Here is a 26,398-nt window from a genome sequence, read left to right as displayed (position 1 = left end):
ATTGTTTTAGTTATTTTGTTCCTTCGATGAAACCGACTAAAACAATTCACATAGCATTAGGAAGTAACAAAGGCAACAAGTTGCAGTATTTGCAATCTGCTATTGATGCTATTTTTGTACATATAGGTGCTGTAAAAAAGATTTCTAAAGTTTATAAAACACCAGCTTTTGGATTTGAAGGCGATGATTTTTATAACGCTTGTATTAGTGTTGTAACGGAATTTAAACCTAAAAAGGTGCTCAGAGAACTACAGGCTATTGAGGTTGAATTAGGTAGGAAATCAAAAATAAGCAAAGGTTATGAGTCTCGCGAAATAGATTTAGATATTTTGTTTTTTGAAGACGAAATTATCGAAGAGAAAACCTTGATTCTTCCGCATCCACAGCTTCAAAATCGCAAATTTGTTTTGCAACCGCTTTTGGATGTTGCAAAGGACTTAAAACATCCTGTTTTAAATAAATCTATTGAAACCTTATTGGTGGAATGTAATGATAGTTCTGTAATTGAGCACGTAAATATTTGGTTGAAAAATCCTAAGAAATCTTACACGTTTAATAACTATAATTACATTGCAATAGAAGGCAACATTGGTGCAGGGAAAACAAGTTTGTCTAATAAGATTTCTAGCGATTTTAATGCTAAATTGATATTAGAGCGATTTGCAGATAATCCGTTTTTACCAAAATTCTACAAAGAGCCAGAACGCTATGCGTTTACATTAGAAATGTCTTTTTTAGCAGACCGTTATCAACAAATTAGTGACGATTTATCGCAATTAGATTTGTTTAAAGATTTTATGGTAAGTGATTATGATGTAAATAAGTCGCTCATATTCTCTAAAGTGACCTTACCAGAAGATGAATTTCGTTTGTACCGCAAACTATTCTACCAAGTTTATAAGGATATTGCAAAGCCAGATTTATACGTTTACTTATATCAAAATACTGAACGTTTACAAGCTAATATTAAAAAACGAGGACGCAATTACGAAAAGGATATAAAAGACGATTATTTAGATAAAATCAATTCTGGTTATCTTGAATTCTTAAAAAGTCAGCCTGAAATGAATGTTAAGATTATTGATGTTTCAGAAAAAGATTTTGTTAAGAATCGTGCTGATTATTTGTGGTTGCTGAGTGAGATAAATGATGCTTCAGTTGGCAGTAAGCAGTAAGAGTATTCTGAAATAGATGTTTATAAAGTATAAATAGTTGTGACGATTATACCTTTATGGTCTTCCAGAATAGTTTCATTCAAAATTTTCTGTTCTTCAATTTTCAAATTAAAAGGCGCTTCCAATAAGTTAACACCACTATTTTTTTTGATTCTAATCCCTTGACCAGAAATAATATCTTTATTTGGTTCAAAATTACCAACGGGTAAGTGTTCGGTGAGAATGATGTATTTATAATTGGATAGTTTTTCAACCACTTTTAAGATTTCAGTATTAGATAAGTGTTGTAAAACCTGTCTTAGAACAATACAATCTGCTTTTGGTAATTCATTTTCGACAATATCTAAACAATGAAACTCTAAGTTTTTATCTTTAAATAATGTTTTGTTTCTTTCAATGAGATTTTCAACTATATCAATTCCAATATAGTTTTTGGTATGTTTAGCGAGTTGTTTTCCAATATTGAAATCACCACAACCTAAATCGCAAACGGTAAGAGAATTGTTATGTGTTTTTAAAAACGTAGAAACACTATGTAGGTAAGGTTCAACAATTTTAATGTTATGAGAACCATCACCTGAGTAAAAGTCAAAGTCTTTTCCGCCCCAAAGATGCATGTCATAGATTTGCTGCATCGCATCTTTTGTAGGCCAAGGTTTCTTGGTCTTTTTTTGCATTTGTCTATAGTTGTTAAAAAAATTTACAATTGATAATACTCAATCTCTCTGTAACTAGTTTTATGCAAGGATTTATTTTTGAAAGCTTTTTTTACTGTCCAGTGATTTCTATCATTAAATAGATAATTAAAGTGTGTTTTACTTATTAATTTATTATTTACATCATATTCTTTATTAAATGATAAAACACCGTTTCTTTTCCATTTGTATATAAACCTATTGTGCTTATAAATACTGTCAGATTCCGAATAATCCATCTCAATCGTTCTCTCTTTTTTATCATATTTTTCGTTTAATTTAAAAAAAGTGATATAATCATCTAAGTTAGAGTCTGTATATTTTTCATAGTAAACGTAATTGCTAGAGATTAATTTGTGATTTTTATTATAATTATATACTTCTTCAAATTTGGATTCTTTTTGATTCTTTATATAGTTAAAATATCTTTTAACTAAAAGGTTGTCACGATAAGAATAATATGTTTTAAAAGAGACTGAATCTTCGTCTAAAAATGAAATTGAATAGTCTACTTTTTTATTACTGCTGTAATGATATGTTGTGGTGTTTTTGCTTTTTGGCTTAGATTTTTCATAAGTTATTCTAACAGTTTTAAGTTTTTTACCTTTTTTATCATAAAAAGTTTCATTCGTTTCTGTTAGTGAAGTGTAATAATTTCCGTCAGAATATAATTCTCTAGTCATTTCTGTTAATAGGATTCTTTTGATTCCATTTTTTGATTGTTTGTTTTGAGAAAAACAATATTGTATTGAAATAAAAAGAAGAGATAATATGATTGATTTTTTCATTTGATTTTACTAAAAATATCCCAAATAACAACACCACAACTCACGGAGATATTTAAGGAGTGCTTAGTTCCATATTGCGGAATTTCAATGACTACATCACTTTCGTCAACTACGTTTTGGTCTACACCTTTAACTTCGTTACCAAAAACAAAAGCATATTTTTTGTTGGATTGAGGTTTAAAATCATTGAGCATGGTTGCGTTTTCGGCTTGTTCAATTGAGCAAATGTTTACGTCTTCTGCTTTAAGCTTTTCAACAACGTCTAAGGTGTTTTCTGCATATTCCCAATCGACGGTTTCTGTACTTCCTAAGGCGGTTTTCCTAATATCGTTATGTGGTGGCTGTGCCGTGATACCGCAGAGATAAATCTTTTCTATTAAAAAAGCGTCACTTGTTCTAAACACAGAGCCAATATTATTGAGACTTCTAATATTATCTAGAATAATAATGATAGGTGTCTTTTTCGCTTCTTTAAATTCTGAAACTTCTAATCGGTCTAATTCTTCGTTTTTTAGTTTTCTTTTCAACTGTACTTAATTTTTTTAATTAAATTTTGAAACACCCCTAAAGTCCCCTCAAGGGGACAGTCTCACTGTTGCGGTTAAAAAAATCAGAAAGATATTTTTAACAATTGTCCCCTTGAGGGGACTTTAGGGGTGTTTTTTTATTTTATGAGACCTGCTAGGTTTTTAAAACCAGCTAGGTCAGTTGGCGCGCCGTTATCAACACTTGTAAATAACTTCTAGTTTTTCGGCTTCAAAAAAACTCAAAATATAAGTAATTTAGCAAACTTGCAATTCTGAAAATAGTCTAAGCAAAAATATAACTTAATACGAGATTACCATTGGCAAAATCCGCAAAAAAAGTAACACCATTAATGAAGCAGTATAATGCCATCAAGGTTAAATATCCTGATGCCTTATTATTATTCCGAGTTGGTGATTTTTACGAAACCTTTGGTAGCGATGCTGTAAAGGCATCTAAAATTCTAGATATTATTTTAACCAAACGTGGAGCTGGTAGTGAAAGCGAAATTGAATTAGCTGGTTTTCCGCATCATTCTTTAAATACTTATTTGCCAAAATTGGTAAGAGCAGGTGAGCGTGTTGCAATTTGCGACCAGTTAGAAGACCCAAAGCAAACCAAAACTATTGTAAAACGTGGTGTTACAGAATTGGTAACACCTGGAGTGGCTTTTAATGATGATATTTTACATTCAAAATCTAATAACTTTTTAGCAGCTGTTTATTTTGACAAGCAACGTATTGGAGTGGCGTTTTTAGATATTTCAACAGGTGAATTTTTAACCTCTCAAGGCAATGCTGAGTATATTGATAAGTTACTTCAGAATTTTAATCCAAGTGAAGTTTTAATTTCAAAACAAAGCCGAAAAGTGTTTTCTGAAGCTTTCGGAAATGATTTTCATACGTTTTATTTGGAAGATTGGGTATTTCAAGCCGATTATGCCAATGAAACCTTAACCAAACATTTCAACACTAAAACATTAAAAGGTTTTGGAATTGAAGATTTATACGAAGGGATTATCGCTTCGGGTGTTGTGCTTCATTATTTAGGAGAAACGCGTCATAATAAGCTAGAACATATTGCAACTATTTCAAGAATTGCAACAGATGATTATGTGTGGATGGATAAATTCACCATTCGAAATTTAGAGTTGTATAATTCAACTAACGCAAATGCAGTAACGTTAATCAACGTGATTGATAAAACGATTTCTGCAATGGGAGGACGTATGTTAAAACGTTGGTTGGCACTGCCGCTAAAACATGCTGAGAAAATAAAACAACGTCACGAAGTGGTGAAGTATTTGTTAGAGAATGAAACTGTGCTTCAAGATATTCAAGGACAAATAAAACATATTGGAGACATAGAACGTCTCATTTCAAAAATTGCTACGACTAAAGTGAGTCCACGTGAAGTGATTCAGCTTAAAAACTCATTAGAAGCTATTGTTCCTATTAAGTCAGTTGCTGAAACTTGCGATAACGAAGCGTTAAAAGTTTTGGGTGATAATTTACATCGCTGTGATTTGCTACGTGATAAAATAAAGGAAACTTTAAATGAAGATGCACCCGTAAACATTTTAAAAGGTAGCACCATTGCAACAGGTTTTTCTGAAGAATTGGATGAATTAAGAGGTTTGTCGCAATCTGGAAAAACATATTTAGATAATATGTTGAAGCGCGAAAGTGAACGAACTGGTATCACATCGTTGAAAATAGCTTCAAACAACGTTTTTGGCTATTATATTGAAGTTAGAAACTCTCATAAGGATAAGGTTCCGGAAGAATGGATTAGAAAGCAAACACTTGTAAATGCTGAGCGATACATTACTGAAGAACTTAAAGAATACGAATCTAAAATATTAGGAGCCGAAGAACGAATTTCTGTTATTGAGCAACAATTATTTGCAGAATTGGTGCAGTGGATGCATCAGTTTATTATTTCGGTGCAACAAAATGCACAACTCATTGGGCAATTAGATTGTTTATGTGGTTTTGCAAGTTTGGCAAAAGCGAATAAATATACCTATCCACAAATTGATGATAGTTTTGATTTAGAAATAAAGGATGGTCGTCATCCAGTCATTGAAAAACAATTACCAATAGGAGAACCTTATATTGCTAACGATTTGTTTCTAGACAGAGAGTCTCAGCAAATAATTATGATCACTGGTCCAAACATGTCTGGTAAGTCGGCAATTTTAAGGCAAACGGCTTTAATTGTATTACTAGCACAGATTGGAAGTTTTGTGCCAGCAGGTGAAGCTAGAATTGGTTTAGTGGATAAGATTTTTACTAGAGTAGGAGCAAGTGATAACATTTCGATGGGAGAATCTACTTTTATGGTAGAGATGAATGAGACGGCTTCTATTCTTAATAATATTTCAGACCGAAGTTTGGTGTTGTTAGATGAAATAGGAAGAGGAACGAGTACTTATGATGGTATTTCTATTGCTTGGGCAATTAGTGAGTATTTACACGAGCATCCATCTAAACCAAAAACATTATTTGCTACGCATTACCATGAGTTAAATGAAATGACTGAAACTTTTGGTCGTATTAAAAACTTTAATGTTGCTGTAAAGGAATTAAAAGATAACGTGCTTTTTGTTAGAAAGCTAGTTGAAGGCGGAAGTGAGCATAGTTTTGGTATTCATGTTGCAAAAATGGCAGGAATGCCACAACAAGTCATTAGACGTGCAAACAAAATTTTATCTAAATTAGAGAAGTCACATTCTAGTGAAGAACTAACAGATAAGGTAAAAAGTATAAAAGACGATTTACAATTGAGTTTCTTTAATTTGGATGACCCTTTATTGATAGAAATAAAAGATGAGATTTTACACACTGATATTGATACACTTACGCCTGTAGAAGCTTTAATGAAACTCAATGAAATTAAGCGAATGCTGATCAAGAAAAAGGACGCGTAAATTTTTTTTAATTTATTTTAGAAAAAGGCTTTGATGTTCTAAGAAATATTTTAAATTTGCATCCGCTTTGAAAGCGAAATAGTTCTTTAAAAACTGCGAAAGTAGCTCAGGGGTAGAGCATCACCTTGCCAAGGTGGAGGTCGTGGGTTCAAATCCCATCTTTCGCTCTATTTTTATATAATATACCAATTTGATTGCATTGTTGTAATCAAGATGCTGAAGTGGTGGAATTGGTAGACACGTTGGACTTAAAATCCAATGTCCATTAGGACGTACGGGTTCAAGTCCCGTCTTCAGTACCAAGCCTTTGCAGGATTTCCTGCAAAGGCTTTTTTTGTTTAGGTACAACATAGGTACAACATTTTAAATATTTTCATTGATTTAATTTAAAATGATAGTCGATGGTCTTGTTTGATGTTAAATGAATAGGGTAAATCTCATAACTCATAGGAGGCTAGTATGATTTCAGTTTCTTCTTCTATTAAAACCGAGCCTTTCAAGAAATTGAATGGTTTTTCATCGCAAAGTTTACAGAATAGGCACAAAGCCTTGTTGTTTTCTTTTAACTGACAATACTGATATTAGTATAGTTGAATTGATATTAAGAATTATTGAAAGTAGTTCTAGAGTGCTTAATAATATAACTTTATTATTATTAATTACGTATAGCTGTATCAGGATGTTACACAAAATTGTGTTATTTGATATTATTTGTGAGTGTAAATTGAACTCAGTCTGATTAAAAATTTTAGTTCAATTTTAATCAGATATTATGACAATAAAAGACCATCAAGAATTTTACAGAAAAAGCCCTAGAATCCGAGATGTAAGGCTATCTGGATAAAGGGAAACAAGCGCAAAGGCAATGGCAAGAAAACCATTAAGAGCGGGTTTGACAGTTTCGATATCGAGACTCCGCAAGATCGCCAATGAATCTTTGAACTAGGGTTAGTAAAGAATCTCCAAAATATTTTGGTAGATAACCTATCGGACTAAATCATTGATCTTTATGGATTAGGGGTGGGCTATCGTGACATCTCTTCCTATACAAAAGTGATGTACGAGCCAGGGAGGCCTGATCTTACCTGAGTAAAAGCTTGACAGAACCGTCCTCTAGAGTCGCTCTAATGTATCGTCTGGCTGGATGCGATGCATTTGGGATCGAGATAGATTGTAAGATCTTAAACAAAGCAATTTATAATATATTGGAATAAATAAAAAGAGACAGAAGGTAATACTAGAGTTTACTTATCCGAGAACGAGTGTGGAAATTTTGGTTACAGGTGCTGATAGGTTTGAAAAATACAAAGTTTTAAGATATCTTAATAGCTTGTACCGATAATTTGAAAGAATTTACCAGTGCTATACTAAGTGTGCTCCCTAAAGCAGAAGTTCAGTTGTGCATAGTCCATCAAATTCGCAATTGATTAAAAATACAGACCTCAAAAGATCAAAAAGCGTTTATGCGAGACCTTAAACTATTCTATAGATAGACAAACAAAGGTGTAGCAGAAAATGAGCTTATAAAGTTAAAAGAAAAATGGGTGCTAAATATCCCGTGGTAATCCAAAGTTGGCAAAACAATTGGGAACATATATTTCAATACTTGAAGTTTACCGCGCCAATTAGAAAAATCATTTGTACTACAAACGCCGTTGAAGGCTATCACAGACAAGTAAGAAAAGTAACCAAGACCAAAGGTGGTTTCGCCAATGATAAGGTACTTCTAAAGCTGGTCTATCAGGCAACGATTCATATACAAAAAAAAGCGGACGAGCCCACTGTAAAATTGGAGTTCGACTATTCAGCAATTATATATTGTCTTTGAGGACAGGATTGATTTGGATATCGGTAGAATCCAACCAAAACGTGTCGCTGACGCTAGGTCGCATTCCAAAATCAGTCGAAAACAAGTTTCGAATGATTTTGGAATGGATAAAAATGAACCGGACATAGTTTAAATTACACTACCTATTATTTGTTTATGAATCAATTTTTTTGTTCTTCTTTAGATAGTTAAAGTCAAATATAAATCTTTAACTTTTGCATAAACTAGTAATCTTAAAACCTCATAATGTTTTTGTTTTAATTGAAAAGAGTATTCTTTTTACTTTCAAATTGTTTAATATCCATTATTTTTTCTTCAAAGGTGTCTTTATAATTTGATCGATTTTTTATTCTTGTTTTATAAGAATAAATTGTAGCTACCGATAACTCCAAAAAGTCTGCTACTTGGTTACTGTCTTGAACACCTAAACGATAGAGTGCAAAAATCCGTAGCTCATTATTTAATGAACTATCGTTGTTTGGTAAGACTTTTTCACTTTCTGGAAATAACTTGTAATAATCTTCTTTGAACGTCGGAAATAGCTTTAAGAAGACTTCGTCGAATTGTGCAAATAATTGCTGCCGTGCTTTTTTCACACTATATTTTTTTAAGATCAGCATAACCTCCTCAGGCTTATTTGCTATTATTTTTTGTAGAATATTTTTTTGAAGATTATCAATTCGGTTAATAAACCCAGATGAAACTTTCAAGAAATATGTAATATATTCTTGTTTAATGGTATCAGCTTCTTTTAAATTACTATTTAGCTCTTGCAATTTTTTGTTTGAATCTGCTAAAATACGTTTAGATGCATTTCGCAATCTTAATTGTTTAAATATTATAATTAATGAAATAACAACTAAAAGCGCTAGTATAGATAATGCTATAACGATTTGTTGAAGTGTACGCTTTTGCTTTTCTGTTTTTTGGATTTGAGCTTTTTCAATAATTGGTAAAATTGCAGATATCTCAACCTTTCTGTGACGTGCATTGTAAAATGCAGCATCTTCCATGGCTAAGCTGATGAATCTATTTGCCTTTTTAAGGTCTCCTTGTTTAAAAAGTTCACTAGCTAAATTACGAAGAGCAACGGTTTCCTTTATGCCTCCTTTTATATCTGCTATAGCTGCTAATGCTAAGTATTTTATGTGCTTTTCTTCTTTGTTTTGTACTGCATATACATAGGCGAGGGAAGAGCTAGCTATAGCATATTCTTCTGGTGATAATTCATAGTTGTCAATCCAATAATTAAAGGCTTCTTCAGCGCTTTTCCAATTGTTACTTTTTAATCTCTTTAAGCTTTCAGTATTCCAATAATTGCTCGATTTAGGCTCAACATATTCTAAGGCTTTATTTAAAAAAAAGATCCCTTTTTCTATATAATTAGAACTAAAACGACTATCACCAACATAATCAGCCAAATCATAAAAAGTTCTAGATTTTACTGCATAGTACTCGTATTTGAATTTATCTGAGAGTTGTTTTGGATCAACACTATTTAATGTGTCTATAGCTTCCTTAAAAAGACCTGAAGATAAAAGAACAAATCCTTCTTTAATTTTTGTTTGAGATAGTTTTATAGGGTCATTTAACTTAGTAGATAAAGATTTGGCTTTTTCTAAAAAATTATAAGCAGAATCATACTGAAAAGATTTGTATTCTTTAAAAAGAGATAAGTAGGAGTTGTATGTGTTTTTATTATCTCCTCTATATTGATACCTGTCTAAATCTTTTTTAATTAATTCAATTCTTTTATATTTCTCTTTAATGAAGATGTCTCTTTTCTCAATTGTATTTTCTAGTTCTTGAAGGATTGCATTATTCTGAGCGGCAGAACTATTGATAACAATTAGAAAACAAAAAATTAGAATATACCTCATAAAACAGCTTAGTGTTAATTGTTAATCCTTAAAAATTTAATAGAAATATTTACGAATATATCAAAATTATCCACTTTAATTATGATATCGTTGAATATTAATCTTGATTTTTCAAAAATTAGTATTGATTCTTAAGCAGAATTTTAATTTTTATACAATTGATTATTAGTATATTATGATTTTTTTATAATTATTTTTTCTTGATTTTTAATTATTAGCTTTTTATAAAGACGTTATTGGGGCTAATTTTGAAAATGTTAACATACTGTTAAGGAATTTGTACTGATGTATCGATTTTAATAACAAACAGTTAATCTATCAAACTAAATTGAAACTAACTCATGCTTAGACTTATGAAAAAAGAACCTGTAATTAATAAAAAAAGGTTTTTAAACCAAACTATTATGTCATTCTATTTATTGATGGTATTGTTCAGTAGTTATGCTTACGCATTTTCAGATACTAATAATGGAATTCTATTATCTGAAAAAAATTACAGGTATTATACGTTACAAAATCAAGATCTTATCATTAAGGGTCGGGTTATTGATGAAAATGGAATTCCTTTATTAGGTGCAAATATTATTGAAAAAGGCACTAGCAACGGAGTTGCAGCTGATTTTGATGGTAATTTTAGTATTCCAGTTGCCAATAAGTCATCTGTGTTAATTATTAGTTATTTAGGTTATAAAGACAAAGAAGTTTTAGCATCTGAAAGCCTAGGAGTTATTCAGTTAGAACTAGACAATAGTACACTAAGTGAAGTTGTTGTAGTGGGATATGGGTCTACTAAGCGTAAGGATGTTACGGGAGCTGTGGCTTCAGTCTCAGCGAAAGATATGAATAAGGGAGCTATAACAAATCCTTTACAGTTAATTACAGGTAAGGCTGCTGGTGTGGTTATTAATCAAACAGGTAGTGAACCTGGTTCCGCACCAAACGTACGTATTAGAGGTATTTCTTCTTTAATTGGTGGTAATGACCCTTTGGTTGTTGTAAATGGCATACAAGGTAATATGGATTTGTTAAACCAAATTCCACCTAGTGAAATAGCAAGCATCGATATATTAAAGGATGCATCTGCAACAGCAGTTTATGGATCTAGAGGAGCAGCAGGTGTTATTATAGTAACTACAAAGAAAAATAGGATAGGTAGCACTAGTGTAGAATATTCAGGTAATGCCTCTGTAGACTTTATTCCAAAAAAGTTAAATATGTTAAATGCCAATCAATGGTGGACGCAAGCACAACTCTCTGGAGTACCAGCTTCTGCAAATCATGGTTCAAATACCGATTGGTATAACTTATTAACTCAAAATGGTTCTACCCAAAGTCATACACTATCATTTGGAGGTGGTACAAACAAATTTAATTATCGTGCATCAGTAAGTGCAATTCTTCAAGATGGTGTGGTGATAAACTCAAATAACAAAAAATATATTGGTAGTATTACTGCAACTCAAAAGGCTTTAGATAATAATTTAACACTAACATATAGTCTTAACAGTGGTATTGTTGAAAATACAGGAACGGTTCAGAGTATAGGTCGTGCTTCGTTTACTTCTAATTTAATTACCAATGCTTACTTAATGCGTCCTACAGATCCAATATATGATGTAGATGGTAACTATTTTAATGATCCAAACGTTTTTCAATATCTCAATCCTTATGCAGTAGCTCAAACGGTTGTTAACGAAGGTCAACAAGATAATTTGTTTGGTAGTTTAAAAGCCGATTTGGATGTATATAAAGGTTTAACTTTAGGTTGGTTTGGTAGCTGGCGTAAAACTAATAACACAAATGGCTTTTATCTTCCTGTGAAATCTACAAGTGCAAATGCTATTGATCAAAATGGTTTTGCTAACATAAGTAATAGTAAACAAAATGAGAAACTAATGAACATTAGTCTCTCTTACAAAAAGATATTTGGGGATCATAGTATTAATGCTTTAGCCTTATATGAGTGGCAAAATCAAACCTATCAAGGAAATTTTGCTCAAGCTAGAGGGTTTATTAACGACATCGCTACATACAATGCATTGCAATTAGGAGATTTGTCTGCTGTAAGACCTGGTGATGTTTCTTCGTATAAAAATGACCGAACTTTAGTTTCATTTTTAGGTCGTGTTAATTATTCTTATTTAGATCGCTACTTATTTACAGCAAGTTTAAGACGTGATGGATCTTCTGTATTTGGTGTTAATAATAAATGGGGCAATTTTCCATCAGCTTCAGTGGCATGGCAAATAGACCAAGAGTCTTTTATGGCGAATCAAACTATTTTTGATGCGCTTAAATTTAGAGTTGGATATGGTGTAACAGGTAATCAGCAAGGTTTATATCCTCAAAACTCATTATCGTTAGTTGGTGGTTCTGGCGTAACTTATTTTGGAGGTCAGCAAATTACAAACTTCAATGTTGTACAAAATGCTAATGCAGATTTACGTTGGGAAACTAAAAAACAAACAAATATTGGTGTAGACTTCGCAGCGATTGAAGGTCGTTTACGAGGAACAATTGATGCCTATACAGCAACTACAGATAATCTTTTATTTGATTATACAGTACCACAGCCACCTTATCCTTATAGTACAATTAAAGCAAATGTTGGCAGTATTTTAAATCAAGGTTTGGAAGTTTCTCTAGCTTACGATTTAATTGATAAAGATGATATGACCTTAACGTTAGCAGGTAATGTGTCATTCTTAAAAAATGAAGTAAAAAAACTAAGTGGTAGCATTAACGGAGTTCCACTAAACACCAACTATGTTCCTTGGGGACCAAGTTCTTATTTAATAGAAGGTCAGCCAATAGGTACTTTTAATATACTGCATCATACAGGTAAAGATGATTCTAATTCCGAAACCGTTCTAGATGTTAATAATGATAATACTATAGATCAAGGAAATCAAAGTCCAGATCGTATGCTTCAAGGTTCTGCTTTACCAACTTATTCTTATGCTTTTAATCCAACATTTAGATATAAGAATTTTGATGTATCAATGTTATGGAGAGGTTCTGGAGGAAACAAAATTTACAATAGTTTAAAATCTAGCTTAAGTTATTTAGAAAATATAGGAAGATCAAATGTGTTAGAAAGTGCTGTTGATTTAGGTATTTATACATCTCAATACGGATCTGATCTTTGGTTAGAAGATGGTTCTTTCTTAAGACTAGAAAACTTAACTGCTGGGTATACATTCAATTTTGAAGACTTAAAATATTTAGATTCTGTACGTATATCTGTTACAGGAAACAACTTATTATTAATCACCGATTATTCAGGAATTGATCCCGAACTCAACTTCTCTGGTGGTAATGGCTTTGGTGGTGATAATGGTATCTATCCACGTACACGAAGCTTTGTTATTAGTTTAGATGTGAAATTAAATTAAATTAAAATGAAAAGAAAAAACGAAGTATTAATAGGATTTTTATGTATCCTTTTAAGTGTTGCATGTACTGATGTAGATGAAAATGTTTACGACAAGTACGAGGCAAATGAATTTTACGGTACTCCAGAAGGTTCTGATGTGGCTTTAGCAGCTGTTTACGCTCAAGTAGCAGGTAATTGGGATGGAGTCGGTTATGCAGGTGCAGATAACGGTTGGTACGATTTGAATGCTATGAGCTCTGATGAGCAAGTGATTCCGCACAGAAACACAGGCGATTGGCAACTCGATTTTGCACGCACGTTTAAGCATGAATGGTTACCTTCAGATTTAATGGTCAATAATACATGGAACTGGCTTTACAGATCTATTTTTAATGCAAACTTAGCAGTAGATCAATTGGTAAGCGCTAATGCAGATGCTTCAAAGATTGCTGAAGCAAAGGTACTCAGAGCATTCTTTTATTATCTGTTAATAGATGATTATGGAAGTGTGCCTTTTTATACAGAAAACAATATTACTGTAGATCAAATTCCTCAAGCATCACGAATAGAAGTGTATGATTTTATTGTAACCGAATTAACCGAAAGTGTAGATTTACTTTCCGCAGAAAGAGGTGGTGATTATTACGGACGTTTCAATAAATGGGCGGGTTATGCTTTATTAGCAAAAGTATATCTTAACGCAGAGGTTTATACAGGTGTTGCGCAGTGGCAAGCTTGTTTAGATGTATGTGAAGCTATAAGCGAAGGTGGTTTTTCATTACACACAGCAGCAGAAAGTGAATCTAGTCCTTTTAGTTCTCAATATTATGATTTATTTGGTGATGTTTTGCCAGAAGACGAGACAATTTTGGCTATGTATGCAAGTGTTAATATTGTATCTAGAAATATTTATGGTGTGAGAACACTTTTTGGATCTCATGGTCAGGAAGTTTTTGGTTATAGTGGGTGGAATGGAACTATCGTTCCAAAACAATATTTTCTTCAATATGATGAAAACGATATAAGACGAAAACAATTCATTTTTGGGGAACAACCAGGTGGTGTTAATTACTCTACGGATGTCACTTCTTTAGATGACCCTGGTGCTGCGCCACAAGCAGGAATTAGAGGATTAAAATTCTATCCTGCCGGAACTATGGATGGTGGGGGAGCTTCTAACGATTTTCCAATTTACAGATATGCAGATATATTATTAATGCAGGCAGAGTGTAATGTGCGTTTAGGTAATGCTTCGGAAGCAAAACCATTTATCGACATAGTAAGAGAGCGCGCAGGACTTAGTGCTTTGGAAGCAAACCCAACAATAACAGATGTTTATAATGAAAGAACATTTGAACTTAACTGGGAGGGTCATAGAAGACAAGATATGATTCGTTTTGGAACATTTCTACAGCCAAATGAATTTAGAGGAGCTTCAAGCGAGTTTAGAAAATTATTTCCAATTCCAACATCAGCCTTAGATGCTAACCCAGGCTTACAGCAAAATCCAGGTTACTAAAACATAATTTTATGAGAACATTTATAAATAAACTATTTACAATTAGTCTAGTGCTATTAACGTTCGCTTCTTGTGAAGATGATGCAGAATTAACGTATTTAGAATTCGTTAGCTTTTCTGCACCAATCGAGGCAACACCAAACATTATAATACTTTCAACAGATAATGATTTCGAATCTGTAGTAACAGTATCTTGGTCAGATGTAGAATTTCCGATAGAAGCACCTGTAACTTATACATTAGCAATAGATGTAGCTGCAGATACTTTTGGAGAAAATGGCTGGTCTAATGCTGTAAGAATTCCTGTTGGAGTAGATGTTTTGAGTACTTCAATAATGGGAAGCGATTTAAATGTTTATTCAGCAGAATTAGGTTTAATGCCAGATGTTGAAGGTGAATTAATGTTTCGTGTTGAAGCGTATATGGATCGTTATGTTTATTCTGAACCCGTTGCTGTTCAGGTAACGCCTTATGTTGCGGAGGTGGCGTTTGGTGAACTTTATATACCAGGAGCCTACAATGGTTGGGATGCTTCTGCAGCGGCAAAATTATCTGCAATTTCTGTTGGTATTTATCAAGGCTACTTAACTGTAAATTCGCCTCAGGGCCTAGCATTTAAGGTAACACCAGAACCCGACTTTGACGAGTTTTATGGCTTGGACAGCAGTGGTGATTTTGCTTTAGGAGGAGAAGGAGATTTGACTTTCCCAGATTTTGGGTCATACCAAATAACAGTAAACCTAAATAATCTAAGTTATACGATTGTTCCATTTTCTTGGGGAATTATAGGACCATCAACACCAGGAGGTTGGGATGCAGATACAGATATGAGTTATAATTACACTACAGAACAGTGGGAATATATTGGTGTGTTAGCACCTGGAGCGTTAAAATTTAGACTTAATAATGATTGGTCTACAAATTACGGCACCGAAGATGGAAATAGTGGAGAAATTATAGATGCTGTTGCCTATTTAGATAATCCAGGTGCACATACAATAAATGCAGAAGGTTTTTATAATATCGCTTTTTCTGTAGATATCGATCCTACTACAGCTACATATTCTGTTAGCGAAGTCCCATATTCTTGGGGGATTATTGGAGATGCAACACCAGGAGGTTGGGATGCAGATACAGATATGACTTACGATTTTAGTCAATCAAAATGGACATACACAGGAGACTTGGTACCAGGAGCTTTAAAGTTTAGACTCAATGATGAGTGGGCAGTTAATTACGGTACTGAAGATGGAAATAGCGGAAATATTGTTGATGGTATTATGTATTTAGATAATCCGGGAGCACACAATATTACAGATGCAGGCACTTATGAAGTTACATTTAGCGTAGATCAAAACAATTCAGCTACAGCAATTTATTCTATTACGCAGTTATAATTATTAAAAAAACAATTCATGAAAAATTTATTTTTAAACACCTTATTTTTAATATGCTCAGCCACAGGAATGACATCGTGTGCTTCTGATGATGATACTACGGTAAAAGAATCCTCATATGAGCAATATGGCGAAACATTTGCTAATATGCCAGATCGTGAAGATGCTATTATCTATCAAGTTAATCTTCGTGCTTTTAGTGAAGAAGGTACTATTAATGGAGTAAGAGATCGCTTGAGTCATATAAAATCACTTGGTGCTAATGTTGTTTACTTAATGCCTATATATCCCGTAGGACAATTAAATTCTGTGGGTGAATTAGGTTCACCATACTCGGTAAAAGATTATAAAAGCGTAAGTTCAGAATATGGAACTTTAGAAGATTTAAGAGCACTTGTTGAAGAAGCACATGCTATGGATATGGCTGTAATTTTAGATTGGGTTGCTAATCATTCATCTTGGGATAATGCTTGGATCAATAATCATCCAGAATGGTATTTAAAAGATGAATCTGGAAACATAACAGAACCACCAGGTACAGGTTGGAATGATGTTGCGCAATTAGATTTCGATAATTCAGAATTACGTGATGCTATGATTGATGCAATGTCTTATTGGGTCTACAATGCAAACATTGACGGATTTAGATGTGATTATGCAGATGGTGTACAACAAAGTTTTTGGGCAGAAGCAATTACAAGTATAAGAAGTATAAAAACGCAAAATATGCTAATGTTAGCAGAAGGTACACGTAAAAATCACTTTGATGTTGGTTTTGATTTTACTTTTGGTTTCGGATATTTTGATGCTCTAAAAAGAGTTTTCTCTGAAGGCAATCCTGCAACATCAATCCAAGATGTTAATGCATCAGAGTATGACAATATTTACAATAATGATTATAGAATTGTACGTTATACATCTAATCATGATGTTAATATTACAGATGGTACACCAATAGAATTATTCGGTGGCAAACCAGGTTCTATGGCTACTTTTGTCGTTGCTGCTTATATGAAGTCAATGCCAATGATATACAATGGACAAGAAATAGGATATACACAGCGTATTCCATTTTTTAACCACACACCAATAGATTGGAGTACTGCTGATGCTGATATGTTTGCTCAATATCAACAGATTATTGATTTCAGAAAAAATAGTGAAGCCATAAAAAAAGGTGTTTATAATGGTTATAGTAGTAATGCAGTAGCAGCATTCACTATGAAAACTGATAATGAAACCGTGTTGGTACTTTCTAATTTAACCAATAGCAATGTAAATTATATTGTGCCTGCGTCACTTTCTGTTGATTCTTGGACTAATGCTTTTACTGAGCAATCCATGACCTTAAATACTGAAGTAACCCTAAGCCCTTATCAGTACATCGTACTAAAGAAATAATTCTATAAAAATTATGTTTTACCACTCAAGATTTTCATTTAAATCCATGGCAAATTATGCCTTATTAGTACTATTATTTGTGAGTTTTAATAATGGGTTGTACGCGCAAACCATAACATCTCCAGATAAGAATTTGTCTCTTACGTTTGAATTAAAGGGTAATGGCATTCCTGTTTATCAACTTCAATATAAAGAGAAGCCAGTGATTAAACCTAGTCAACTAGGAATTGAAGTTAAAGACCAACCTTCATTTATGGATGGGTTTGTAATAAGTAATACAGAACAAAACACATCTGATTCATCTTGGGAACCAATATTAGGCGAAGAAAAAAGCATTCGTAATAACTATACTGAATTGTTGGTCACTCTAACACAACCAAAAAACAATGATAGATATATCAATATTCGTTTTAGACTTTTTAATGACGGATTAGGTTTTAGGTATGAATTTCCAAAACAGAAAGATCTTAATTATTTTGTTATCAAAGAGGAGCATACAGAGTTTCAGCTTAATGGCAATCATAAGATATTTTGGATTCCAGGAGATTATGATACTAATGAGTATGCTTATACCACTTCAAAAATTGCAGAGATTCCTGCATTGATGGAAAAAGCAACCGCATTTATAAGTGCGCAGACACCTATTAAAAATCTTGCTGTGCAAACACCATCTATGATGAAAACAGATGAAGGTTTATATATAAATATACACGAAGCTGTTTTGGTAAATTACCCAGCAATGTCCTTAAATGTTGATGCGGAAAATTTTAAAATGAGTTCGCATTTAACTCCAGATGCTGTTGACAATAAAGGCTATTTGCAAACAAATACGCAATCGCCTTGGAGAACTATAGTTGTTAGTGATGATGCAACAGAAATTTTATCATCAAAACTTATTTTAAATTTAAACGAACCTACAGCATACAAAGATGTTTCTTGGATAAAGCCTGTAAAATATATTGGTGTTTGGTGGGAATATTTTGTAGCAGGGAAAAGTACTTGGGCTTACGGTGAAGAAAACAATGTAAAACTAGATCAAGATTTTAGTAAGCTAACACCAAATGGAAAACATGGTGCAACTAACGAACGCGTTAAGCAGTATATAGATTTTGCTTCAGAACATGGGTTTGATGCCGTTTTAGTAGAAGGATGGAATATTGGTTGGGAAGATTGGATTGGTAATTGGAAAGAAAATGTTTTTGATTTTGTAACACCATACCCAGATTTTGATGTAGATGCGGTTAGAGATTATGCAAAGTCTAAAGGTGTTAGGATAATGATGCATCATGAAACTTCAGCTTCAGCAACAAATTACGAAAGACGATTAGATAGAGCCTTTCAATTTATGGAAGACAATAATTATAATTCAGTAAAGACAGGTTATGTAGGTCAAATCATTCCTAGAGGTGAACATCACGACGGACAATGGATGGTAAATCATTACATACATGTAGCAGAAAGAGCTGCAGAGTATAAGATAATGATTAATAGTCATGAAGCAGTAAGACCTACGGGACTAAATAGAACTTATCCTAATTGGTTAGCGCAAGAGTCTGCTAGAGGAACAGAATTTGAAGCCATGGGAGGTCTTCATCCAGAACATACAACAATTTTACCTTTTACAAGATTAATGGGAGGACCTATGGATTACACGCCAGGGATTTTTCAAACAGATCTTTCTTATTATAAAACAGGAGGTCAGCAGCGTGTAAATACAACCCTAACTAAGCAATTAGCTTACTACGTATCTATGTATAGTCCTATACAAATGGCTGCTGATATTCCTGATAATTATAGTCGTTTTCTAGATGCTTTTCAGTTTATAAAAGATGTAGCATTAGATTGGGATAGTACTTATATTCAAGAAGCTGAACCAGGCGATTATATCACTATTGCAAGAAAAGCAAAAGGCAAGAATGAATGGTTTGTCGGTGGTATTACTGATGAAAACTCAAGAACAGCAAGCATTGATTTTTCATACTTACCAAAAGGTGAAAAATACATAGCTACTATCTATGCAGATGCAAAAGATGCTAGTTGGGATAAAAACCCACAAGCTTATACTATTAGAAAAGTAAGAGTAAATTCAAAAAGTAAATTAAAGCAATATATAGCACCAGGTGGAGGATTTGCGATAAGCATTAAAGAAGGTGATGTTTCTGAACTAAAAACTTTAAAAAAAATATAAAAGCTATGCACTTTGAGGTGTATCTATTTAATAATAATTAAACCAATAAATTATGAGAAAAACTATCTTTTTTATTATTTGCTTATTAAGCGTCTTTTTTGCTAATGCACAATTTAATTCTATGGCAATTGTTGGTGATGGTGTTGGTGGATGGCCTACAGGCGCTGCAGGCGAAGTAGATACTAATCAAATGAGTTCTACGGATGGTATCAATTGGAGTATTGATAACTTAGAGACAACTAGCGGATCAGTAAAGTTCAGAGCAGAAAATTCGTGGACTAATAATTGGGGAGGTGCTTTTCCCGATGGAATAGCAGTTGCTGATGGGTCTAATATTTCAACACCAGTTGGTGTTTATAATGTGACTTTTAATAGCAATACATTAGAATATAGTTTTACTGTTTCAAGTGTTTATCCAATAATAAGTCTTACGGGTTCAGGCGTTGGTGGTAACAATGTAGATGTTGATCTCGGAACTACTGATGGAATTCATTATTTAGGAAATAGTATTGCTATTGATGGAGAAGTGAAATTTCGTCAAAACCACGATTATTCAGAAGGTAACTGGGAACCAATAACATTCCCCTCAGGAACAGCAGTTTCTAATGGTTCTGGAGCACTTAATGTATCTAACAGCAGTTATAGAGTCACTTTTAATCTTAATACTTTAGAGTACGCTTTTGATTATCTGAGCATTGCAGTTGTCGGGTCTGGCACACCTCAAGGTTGGCCAGCTGATCCTCAAACAGATGATCATGTAATGACGACTATAGACGGTACACATTATGTTATTAATAGTTTGCCTATAACAACAAATGCTGTTAAGTTTAGGCAAGATAATAGTTGGGCAGTGCAATGGGGCGGAGACGGAGGATTTCCTTCAGGCACAGGATCACAAAGTGGTGAAGATATTAATGTAGCTGCAGGCGATTACAGCATTGTATTAAACCGATTGACTGGAGCTTATAGTTTTGGTGAGCCAATTGGTTCTGCATCTGTTCCGAACTGCACACTTATACCAGTCGTTTCAACTACAGCATCTACAGGAAATGCTGTACTTGCAACAGACGGTGATAGCAGTACAAAATGGGAAAGTCCATTAGAGGATGAACAAAGTTTAACATTAGATTTAGGATCGCCAAATGCTATAAATGCCGTAACGATCGATTGGGGTATAGCAAGTGGAAAGCATTATTTTTTACGTGGATCTCTTGATGGTTCTACCTGGACAGATATTACTGAAAAAAGTAATATGGATTATGGTGCTCGTACTGATATTATTGATGTCGATGCAGAATTTCGCTGGCTAAAAATGGATGGAGTAACACCCAATACGCAAAATGGGTATGCTATCTATGAAATCAACGTTTGTGGAACACCTATATTTGATAACTCTAAACGTATTCTATTTGTTGGAAATAGTTATACCTATTATAATGCTATGCCTTTTATGTTAAAAGATGTGGCTGCTTCAATGGGTGATGAGTTAGTAGTACAGAGTAATACAATTGGTGGAACAAGTCTTGAATCACATTATGAAAATTCTGGGACAACAGGTAAAATCCAGGAAGGAAATTGGGATTATGTGGTACTTCAGGATCAAAGCCAGCGTCCTGCTCTAGAAGATGACTTTGTGGCAACACATACATTTGCATTTGCAACACTGCTTGTAGATATGGTTCGTGATTATAGCCCTTGTGCAGATTTGTTTTTCTATCAAACTTGGGGTCGAGAGAATGGTGATGCTCAGAATTGTCCAACCATACCAGAAATGTGTACTTATCTAGGTATGGATGAACGGTTACAGTTGCGTTATACCCAAATGGCAAATGATAATGATGCCATGCTCTCACCTGTAGGTAGAGTAAGACGTGAAATAAGAGAATTACATCCGGAAATTGATCTTTATGTAGATGATGAAAGTCATCCAACGTTGGTAGGTTCATATGTGTCTGCTGTAACGTTTAACACAGTAATTTTTCGTAAGGATCCAACATTAATTACATTCAACAGTACATTAGATGAGGCAATAGCTAACCAAGTAAAAGCAATTGTCAAATCAATTGTTTATGATGATTTTGAAGACTGGAATGTAGGTGCTTTTGATCCTGAGGCAATATTTGATTATGAAACAACGGAGAATACAGTTTCATTTACAAATAATTCTACAAACGGAATAAGTTATTTATGGGATTTTGGTGATGGAACTATGTCTGTTGAGGAAAACCCACAACATGCTTATGATGGTTCAGGCCCTTATACAGTTACTCTTACAGTTACAAATTGTAGTCGTCAGAGTTTAACTACGCAGACAATAGCTGAATTGAGTGTGCCGAATTTTACTGAAAAAAAAATTAACATTTACCCTAACCCAACAACAAACATATGGCATATTAATGCTTCAAATACCATAATCAATACGGTATACGTAACGGATATTATGGGGAAAGAAATAATGAGATTAAGCCCAAAAAGTAATAATATTATGATTGATGCTACACATATATCTAAAGGAGTATATATAGCAAAAGTTAGTGATGGGAGTATCATAGAAACTTTTAAACTTATAAAGGATTAAAGAATAAAAAAGTATTAAGAAGTTCTGTAGCCATTAGAGGTTTTGCAATTAGAATAAAAGAAGGCGATGGATCTGGAATAACCTCTTTAAATAGTGTTTAGAACATGACTTTTGGAGATGGAATCAATTTGACAATTGAAAATGTAGTATTGATTATAAGATCTACAAAGTTTAGAGGTAATAATGCATGGGATTTACCTTATAATTGGGGTGGAACTGACTTTCCTTCAGGGACAGTTGTTGTTGATAGTCAGAATAATATACCAACAACTGCTGGCACATATGACGTAACTTTCAATTCAGATACTTTTGCTTATAGTTTTTCAGAAACTTTAAGTTTAGAAGAGTCTGATTTCTCAAACTTTATGACTTATCCAAATCCAACAAAAGATGTTGTCCATATCACATCAAATAAAGTAATTTCTATAATAGAATTGTTTGACCTGACAGGAAAAAAAGTAATGGAAATTAAAAATCAAAGTGTAAATGAGTTAAGAGTAAGTTCTCTATTAACAGGGATTTATATGCTAAGAATTGTGGATACTGAAGGAAATGTCGCTGTGAAAAAGGTAATTAAGAACTAATGTAAAAATGTATCGTTATCATTATTTGGAGGAGGTATAATAAAACTAATACTTGCGAGATATAGCGTTCAATCCAATATTTTTTAAGGATTCCTCTTTTAGTCTATTCCTAAATAATATATAGGTGTAATAACCAATATGTTGATATTTCTTGCGACAATTTTTTGTGATGCGAAAACAAGTGGGTGAAGGTCTTCGCTAATCTAGAAAAGCCTTTAAACGTATCGCAGAAAAAGCCACAGCGTTCGCCAAGTAAAAAGATCACCACTACCATTTACTACACAAAGTTTAAAATTCTGCTCGAGACGAACTGCATAACCGTTCGCTCACTCACTTTTATAAGTTCTTACTCGTTCACAATTTTAGAGTCGGTTACTGAAAAGGTAACGGCGATGGCGCTATGGGAGGTAAGTGACTGAAATTGAATTGGACGCTAATCTGTATCATTTTGCTATAAATAAACTTGGTAATCATCAAAGCACATAGAATTCAACACCAAAAGAAAAGGAAAACGCTCAAGATATAATAAGTAGGTGTCTTTAGAAGGAAAACGTTTGTCAAATTACATCAAATAAAGTCATCTAAAATGATTTTAAAAATTAGTTTACTTAAATGATTGTCAGTTGTTTATAAATAATTAACTTCACTTTATTACTAAAAAATATAATGGAGTTAGAAGTCGAAGTATTGCTTTTCAGCCTTAGTTGAAAAGTTTGAAGATCCTGAAATAAAATGAAGGAATCGAAAAGCAAGAGGGTAACACGCTGCGCGATGTTACATATATTCGATTTTTAAATAAACATAGTGTTTACAAGACTTAGCAGAGTTTATAGCTTTTTAAAATTTAAAATATAATGCTGCTTTTTACTAAAAACATTCGGAAACCGCCGTAAACAGGCAATTATTTTACTAAAATTATGGATAAGAGATTTGAAAAAGAGAAGTTTGAGACATTAAAGATTAAAAGGTCTGTGGCTATTGAGTTTAGAAAATTTAGTAAAATTCTCTCGAAATCTCAATCGATGACATTGCTATTGATGATGGAATTTTTTAACGAAAATGGAATTTCCCCAACGGAGCGTTTAGGGCCTCGAATGGAAGCCTTGGAAAACAGAATCTCTATACTAATCAAAAAACGAATGAATGGAATGATCGCTATTATGAAAGATATAGAAAAGTCGCAGACCAAACCGACTGTAGCGATGATGCAAGCTCTTTTTCAAGTAGCAGAACCACCTAAAAAGAAATTGATTTTAGCAAAAGAGATTAAAGAGGAAAAGAATGAAGGTCGCTTTCGAGGAAAGGGATATTTGAATAGCATTGATAATGAGTAATGGAAAGGGTAAACTATATTATTCAGCTAAACGCAATTTTTGAATACTTCAATAAGGACACTAGAATTAAACAGGGTCACATAACATTGTATCTGGCATTCTTTCAAAAATGGAATCGTGAGTTTTTTAAAAAAACAATTACCGTAAACAGGGGGTTGATTATGGAAAAGGCAAAATTCAAATCAAAAACAACCTATCACAATTTTCTGAAAGACCTTAATGAATGGGGCTATTTAAGATATTTTCCATCATACCATCCAGCTAGGGGATCTAAAATTGAGATGGCCATTTTTTGTTGCCAACCAGGCCAAAATTTGGACAACCGCGTCCCAGAACCAAGCCAAAATATGGTATCTTCTTATAAACATAAAACAAAAGAAAATTATAATAAACTGGCAAGGCCAAAAAATGAACTAGTTGTTTTAGAGTTTTTTAAAGAAAACAATTGGCCATATATGGAAGGAAAAAAATTCTATGCCTATTATCAAAATAAAAATTGGAAATTGAGCAGAGGGCTAAACATTCAAAACTGGAAAGAGAGCGCTAAAGATTATGTTGAAAAAGGTTTCATCATAAAGGAAAAATATACTAGTCCATTTTCTGGCTATGTAGATAATTTAAAGAACAACAATGTTAAAGATTATGATATACCGTTATAATGTGTCAAAAATTTATAACGTTCTCTAAAGCTTCATCAGCATCTTTATGCATAAAATTCGCTTGGTAATTTATCGTAGTTGTTATAGATGAATGTCTATAAAGTTTTTGAAGCATCTTAATAGGGATTTTATCCTCAGATATAGTGCCAAAGCTATGGCGAGCAATATGCATTGTAACTTTCTTATTTATTTTAGCTTTTTCTGCCACTCTTGCTAAATACTTATTTAACATTGTTGTAGCCGCGTTAATTTTTCTAAAGACATCCTTTGACGATTTAATGTTAATCATTTTCATCTCTGGAAAAATAAAATCATTATCGTCTTGTTTATGTATTGAGTAATGTTCTAAAATAGGAAGAGCTTTCTCAGGAATCTTTAGTGATAATAATTTTGAGTTTTTATTCATACGATAGTTAAGTCTATTATCAGAAATATCAGACCACCTAATTTTGAGTACGTCAGCTACTCTTATTCCGGCAAGATAGAAACTGAAAAGCCAAATGTTTCGTGCATGAATTTCGTTTTCGGTTAAACCTTCAACACGTTCTAAGGCAATAAGTTCGTTCTTGTTTAATCCGGATTTTTGACTTTCAGGAAATTTAATTTGAATTCCACCCGACCCGAATGGGTATAATTTTCTATCGACAATTCCTAATTTGATAGCTCTGTTGTATATGGTTCTTATGACAACAAGGTTATTCACTATTGACCTTTCAGATAAGCCATGTTTGGTTTTTAAATGAGTTTTAAAATTCCTTAAAAACTTTTCATCAATTTCTTGAAAGGAAAGCTGATTCGATTTTGAAAAATTCAACACATGATTTACTCTTACTTTATCTGAGTAAAATCGAGCTAATTTTTTATTGGCTTCAAGTTCATCTAAAAATGCTTTTGCAATTTCAAAAAAGGTTGAGCCATTTGAGCCTTTGTATAATTTATCCTTAATACGATTTGCTGATATATCTTGTTTTTCAGCTTGCAAATTCATTAGTGTCTTATTAGCCTCTGATAATTTTTTTACCAACAGATTATTCAGGTTTGCTGCGTTTGGGTGTGATTTTTTTACACGAATATCTTTTTCATTCCAATATTTTAGATCTATATAATGCCCTAGATAGTGATAGGTGGACCGTCTGTTTTTTGTAATTCGAATTGCCAAAGGATACAAACCTTGTTTATTCTGTTTTTTTCTTAAAACTATTTTTGCATTTGAGGTCATGGTACAATAAATTCATTAAAAAATGATGAAGATTGCAAAACGGGTACAACATTTTGATTTTTACAATAGTAAATATACCGATTTTATTGCTAATTACAGGTACAACATAGGTACAACATTTGTTGGTTTTACTTGATGTTAATCGATATTAAATAAAATTAAAAACACATTAACTATTTGGTAATGAGTTGGTTTTGGTTTATTTGGTGCCTGTATGAGTGGACTTAAAATCCAATGTCCATTAGGACGTACGGGTTCAAGTCCCGTCTTCAGTACAGATGAAAAGCCGAAAACGAAAGTTTTCGGCTTTTTTGGTTTTA

The 26,398-nt window shown here is 33.1% G+C and carries 18 protein-coding genes and 3 tRNA genes; 16 read left to right on the top strand and 5 right to left on the bottom strand.

Annotated features, from left to right (window positions below):
- Positions 1 to 26 precede the first annotated feature (26 nt).
- Positions 27 to 1,175, top strand: a complete 1,149-nt coding sequence (folK, locus tag Q0807_RS04645) for a 2-amino-4-hydroxy-6-hydroxymethyldihydropteridine diphosphokinase (RefSeq protein ID WP_299106920.1) — start codon at positions 27 to 29, stop codon at positions 1,173 to 1,175.
- Between the two features lie 20 nt (positions 1,176 to 1,195).
- On the opposite strand, the gene Q0807_RS04640 is transcribed toward folK, so the two are convergent.
- Genes Q0807_RS04640 through Q0807_RS04630 form a run of 3 tightly spaced genes read right to left on the bottom strand, consistent with a single transcriptional unit; the run spans position 1,196 to position 3,185 of the window.
- Positions 1,196 to 1,852, bottom strand: a complete 657-nt coding sequence (locus Q0807_RS04640) for a trans-aconitate 2-methyltransferase (protein ID WP_299106916.1) — start codon at positions 1,850 to 1,852, stop codon at positions 1,196 to 1,198.
- A gap of 23 nt (positions 1,853 to 1,875) precedes the next feature.
- A complete protein-coding gene (locus tag Q0807_RS04635) occupies positions 1,876 to 2,658 on the bottom strand; it encodes a hypothetical protein (protein WP_299106913.1) in 783 nt (260 codons plus the stop codon).
- A complete protein-coding gene (locus Q0807_RS04630) occupies positions 2,655 to 3,185 on the bottom strand; it encodes an RNA methyltransferase (RefSeq protein ID WP_299106910.1) in 531 nt (176 codons plus the stop codon). The genes Q0807_RS04635 and Q0807_RS04630 overlap by 4 nt, the downstream gene beginning before the upstream one ends.
- Before the next feature lie 317 nt (positions 3,186 to 3,502).
- On the opposite strand from Q0807_RS04630, the gene mutS reads away from it, so the two are divergent.
- The 5 genes from mutS to Q0807_RS18920 all read left to right on the top strand — a co-directional run bounded on the left by mutS (position 3,503) and on the right by Q0807_RS18920 (position 7,943).
- Positions 3,503 to 6,115 (top strand): DNA mismatch repair protein MutS, encoded by a 2,613-nt coding sequence (gene mutS, locus Q0807_RS04625; protein WP_299106907.1) that lies wholly within the window; start codon positions 3,503 to 3,505, stop codon positions 6,113 to 6,115.
- 95 nt (positions 6,116 to 6,210) lie between these two features.
- A tRNA-Gly gene (locus Q0807_RS04620) sits at positions 6,211 to 6,282 on the top strand.
- A gap of 48 nt (positions 6,283 to 6,330) precedes the next feature.
- Positions 6,331 to 6,417: transfer RNA gene (locus Q0807_RS04615), tRNA-Leu, on the top strand.
- Positions 6,418 to 7,434: 1,017 nt separating this feature from the next.
- Positions 7,435 to 7,542 carry a transposase gene (locus Q0807_RS18925; RefSeq protein WP_367180236.1) on the top strand — a complete coding sequence of 36 codons (108 nt, stop codon included), beginning with the start codon at positions 7,435 to 7,437 and terminating at the stop codon, positions 7,540 to 7,542.
- 113 nt (positions 7,543 to 7,655) lie between these two features.
- The gene (locus Q0807_RS18920) at positions 7,656 to 7,943 is read left to right on the top strand and encodes a transposase (protein ID WP_367180234.1); all 288 of its coding nucleotides are present in this window, start codon (positions 7,656 to 7,658) and stop codon (positions 7,941 to 7,943) included.
- 257 nt (positions 7,944 to 8,200) lie between these two features.
- On the opposite strand, the gene Q0807_RS04610 is transcribed toward Q0807_RS18920, so the two are convergent.
- Positions 8,201 to 9,823, bottom strand: a complete 1,623-nt coding sequence (locus Q0807_RS04610; RefSeq protein WP_299106905.1) for a DUF6377 domain-containing protein — start codon at positions 9,821 to 9,823, stop codon at positions 8,201 to 8,203.
- A gap of 404 nt (positions 9,824 to 10,227) precedes the next feature.
- Here Q0807_RS04610 and Q0807_RS04605 point away from each other — a divergent pair, with 404 nt between their 5' ends.
- The 9 genes from Q0807_RS04605 (at position 10,228) to Q0807_RS04565 (ending at position 24,859) form a co-directional block, all read left to right on the top strand.
- Positions 10,228 to 13,218, top strand: coding sequence for a SusC/RagA family TonB-linked outer membrane protein (locus tag Q0807_RS04605; RefSeq protein WP_299106903.1), 2,991 nt, complete (start codon positions 10,228 to 10,230; stop codon positions 13,216 to 13,218).
- A 6-nt stretch (positions 13,219 to 13,224) separates the two neighbouring features.
- The gene (locus Q0807_RS04600) at positions 13,225 to 14,718 is read left to right on the top strand and encodes a RagB/SusD family nutrient uptake outer membrane protein (RefSeq protein WP_299106901.1); all 1,494 of its coding nucleotides are present in this window, start codon (positions 13,225 to 13,227) and stop codon (positions 14,716 to 14,718) included.
- A gap of 11 nt (positions 14,719 to 14,729) precedes the next feature.
- On the top strand, positions 14,730 to 16,115 hold the full coding sequence (locus Q0807_RS04595) for a SusF/SusE family outer membrane protein (protein ID WP_299106899.1): 1,386 nt from the start codon (positions 14,730 to 14,732) through the stop codon (positions 16,113 to 16,115).
- 18 nt (positions 16,116 to 16,133) lie between these two features.
- Complete coding sequence (locus tag Q0807_RS04590) at positions 16,134 to 17,516, top strand: alpha-amylase family glycosyl hydrolase (RefSeq protein ID WP_299106897.1); 1,383 nt, start codon at positions 16,134 to 16,136, stop codon at positions 17,514 to 17,516.
- A gap of 46 nt (positions 17,517 to 17,562) precedes the next feature.
- Positions 17,563 to 19,704, top strand: coding sequence for a glycoside hydrolase family 97 protein (locus Q0807_RS04585; protein WP_299106895.1), 2,142 nt, complete (start codon positions 17,563 to 17,565; stop codon positions 19,702 to 19,704).
- Positions 19,705 to 19,756: 52 nt separating this feature from the next.
- Positions 19,757 to 22,282 carry a discoidin domain-containing protein gene (locus Q0807_RS04580; protein WP_299106893.1) on the top strand — a complete coding sequence of 842 codons (2,526 nt, stop codon included), beginning with the start codon at positions 19,757 to 19,759 and terminating at the stop codon, positions 22,280 to 22,282.
- Between the two features lie 104 nt (positions 22,283 to 22,386).
- Complete coding sequence (locus tag Q0807_RS04575; RefSeq protein WP_299106891.1) at positions 22,387 to 22,866, top strand: T9SS type A sorting domain-containing protein; 480 nt, start codon at positions 22,387 to 22,389, stop codon at positions 22,864 to 22,866.
- A 917-nt stretch (positions 22,867 to 23,783) separates the two neighbouring features.
- Entirely contained in the window at positions 23,784 to 24,200 is a 417-nt protein-coding gene (locus Q0807_RS04570) for a BfmA/BtgA family mobilization protein (protein WP_299106889.1), read from the top strand.
- A gap of 161 nt (positions 24,201 to 24,361) precedes the next feature.
- Positions 24,362 to 24,859 carry a hypothetical protein gene (locus Q0807_RS04565; protein WP_299106887.1) on the top strand — a complete coding sequence of 166 codons (498 nt, stop codon included), beginning with the start codon at positions 24,362 to 24,364 and terminating at the stop codon, positions 24,857 to 24,859.
- 4 nt (positions 24,860 to 24,863) lie between these two features.
- On the opposite strand, the gene Q0807_RS04560 is transcribed toward Q0807_RS04565, so the two are convergent.
- The gene (locus Q0807_RS04560; RefSeq protein WP_299106885.1) at positions 24,864 to 26,078 is read right to left on the bottom strand and encodes a site-specific integrase; all 1,215 of its coding nucleotides are present in this window, start codon (positions 26,076 to 26,078) and stop codon (positions 24,864 to 24,866) included.
- 180 nt (positions 26,079 to 26,258) lie between these two features.
- On the opposite strand from Q0807_RS04560, the gene Q0807_RS04555 reads away from it, so the two are divergent.
- Positions 26,259 to 26,355: transfer RNA gene (locus Q0807_RS04555), tRNA-OTHER, on the top strand.
- The last annotated feature ends 43 nt before the right edge of the window (positions 26,356 to 26,398 follow it).

The organism is uncultured Winogradskyella sp., assembly GCF_947495255.1.
Lineage (GTDB): Bacteria > Bacteroidota > Bacteroidia > Flavobacteriales > Flavobacteriaceae > Winogradskyella.
Note: the sequence above shows the minus strand (reverse complement) of the source record. Positions and strands in the feature narration are given on the sequence as shown.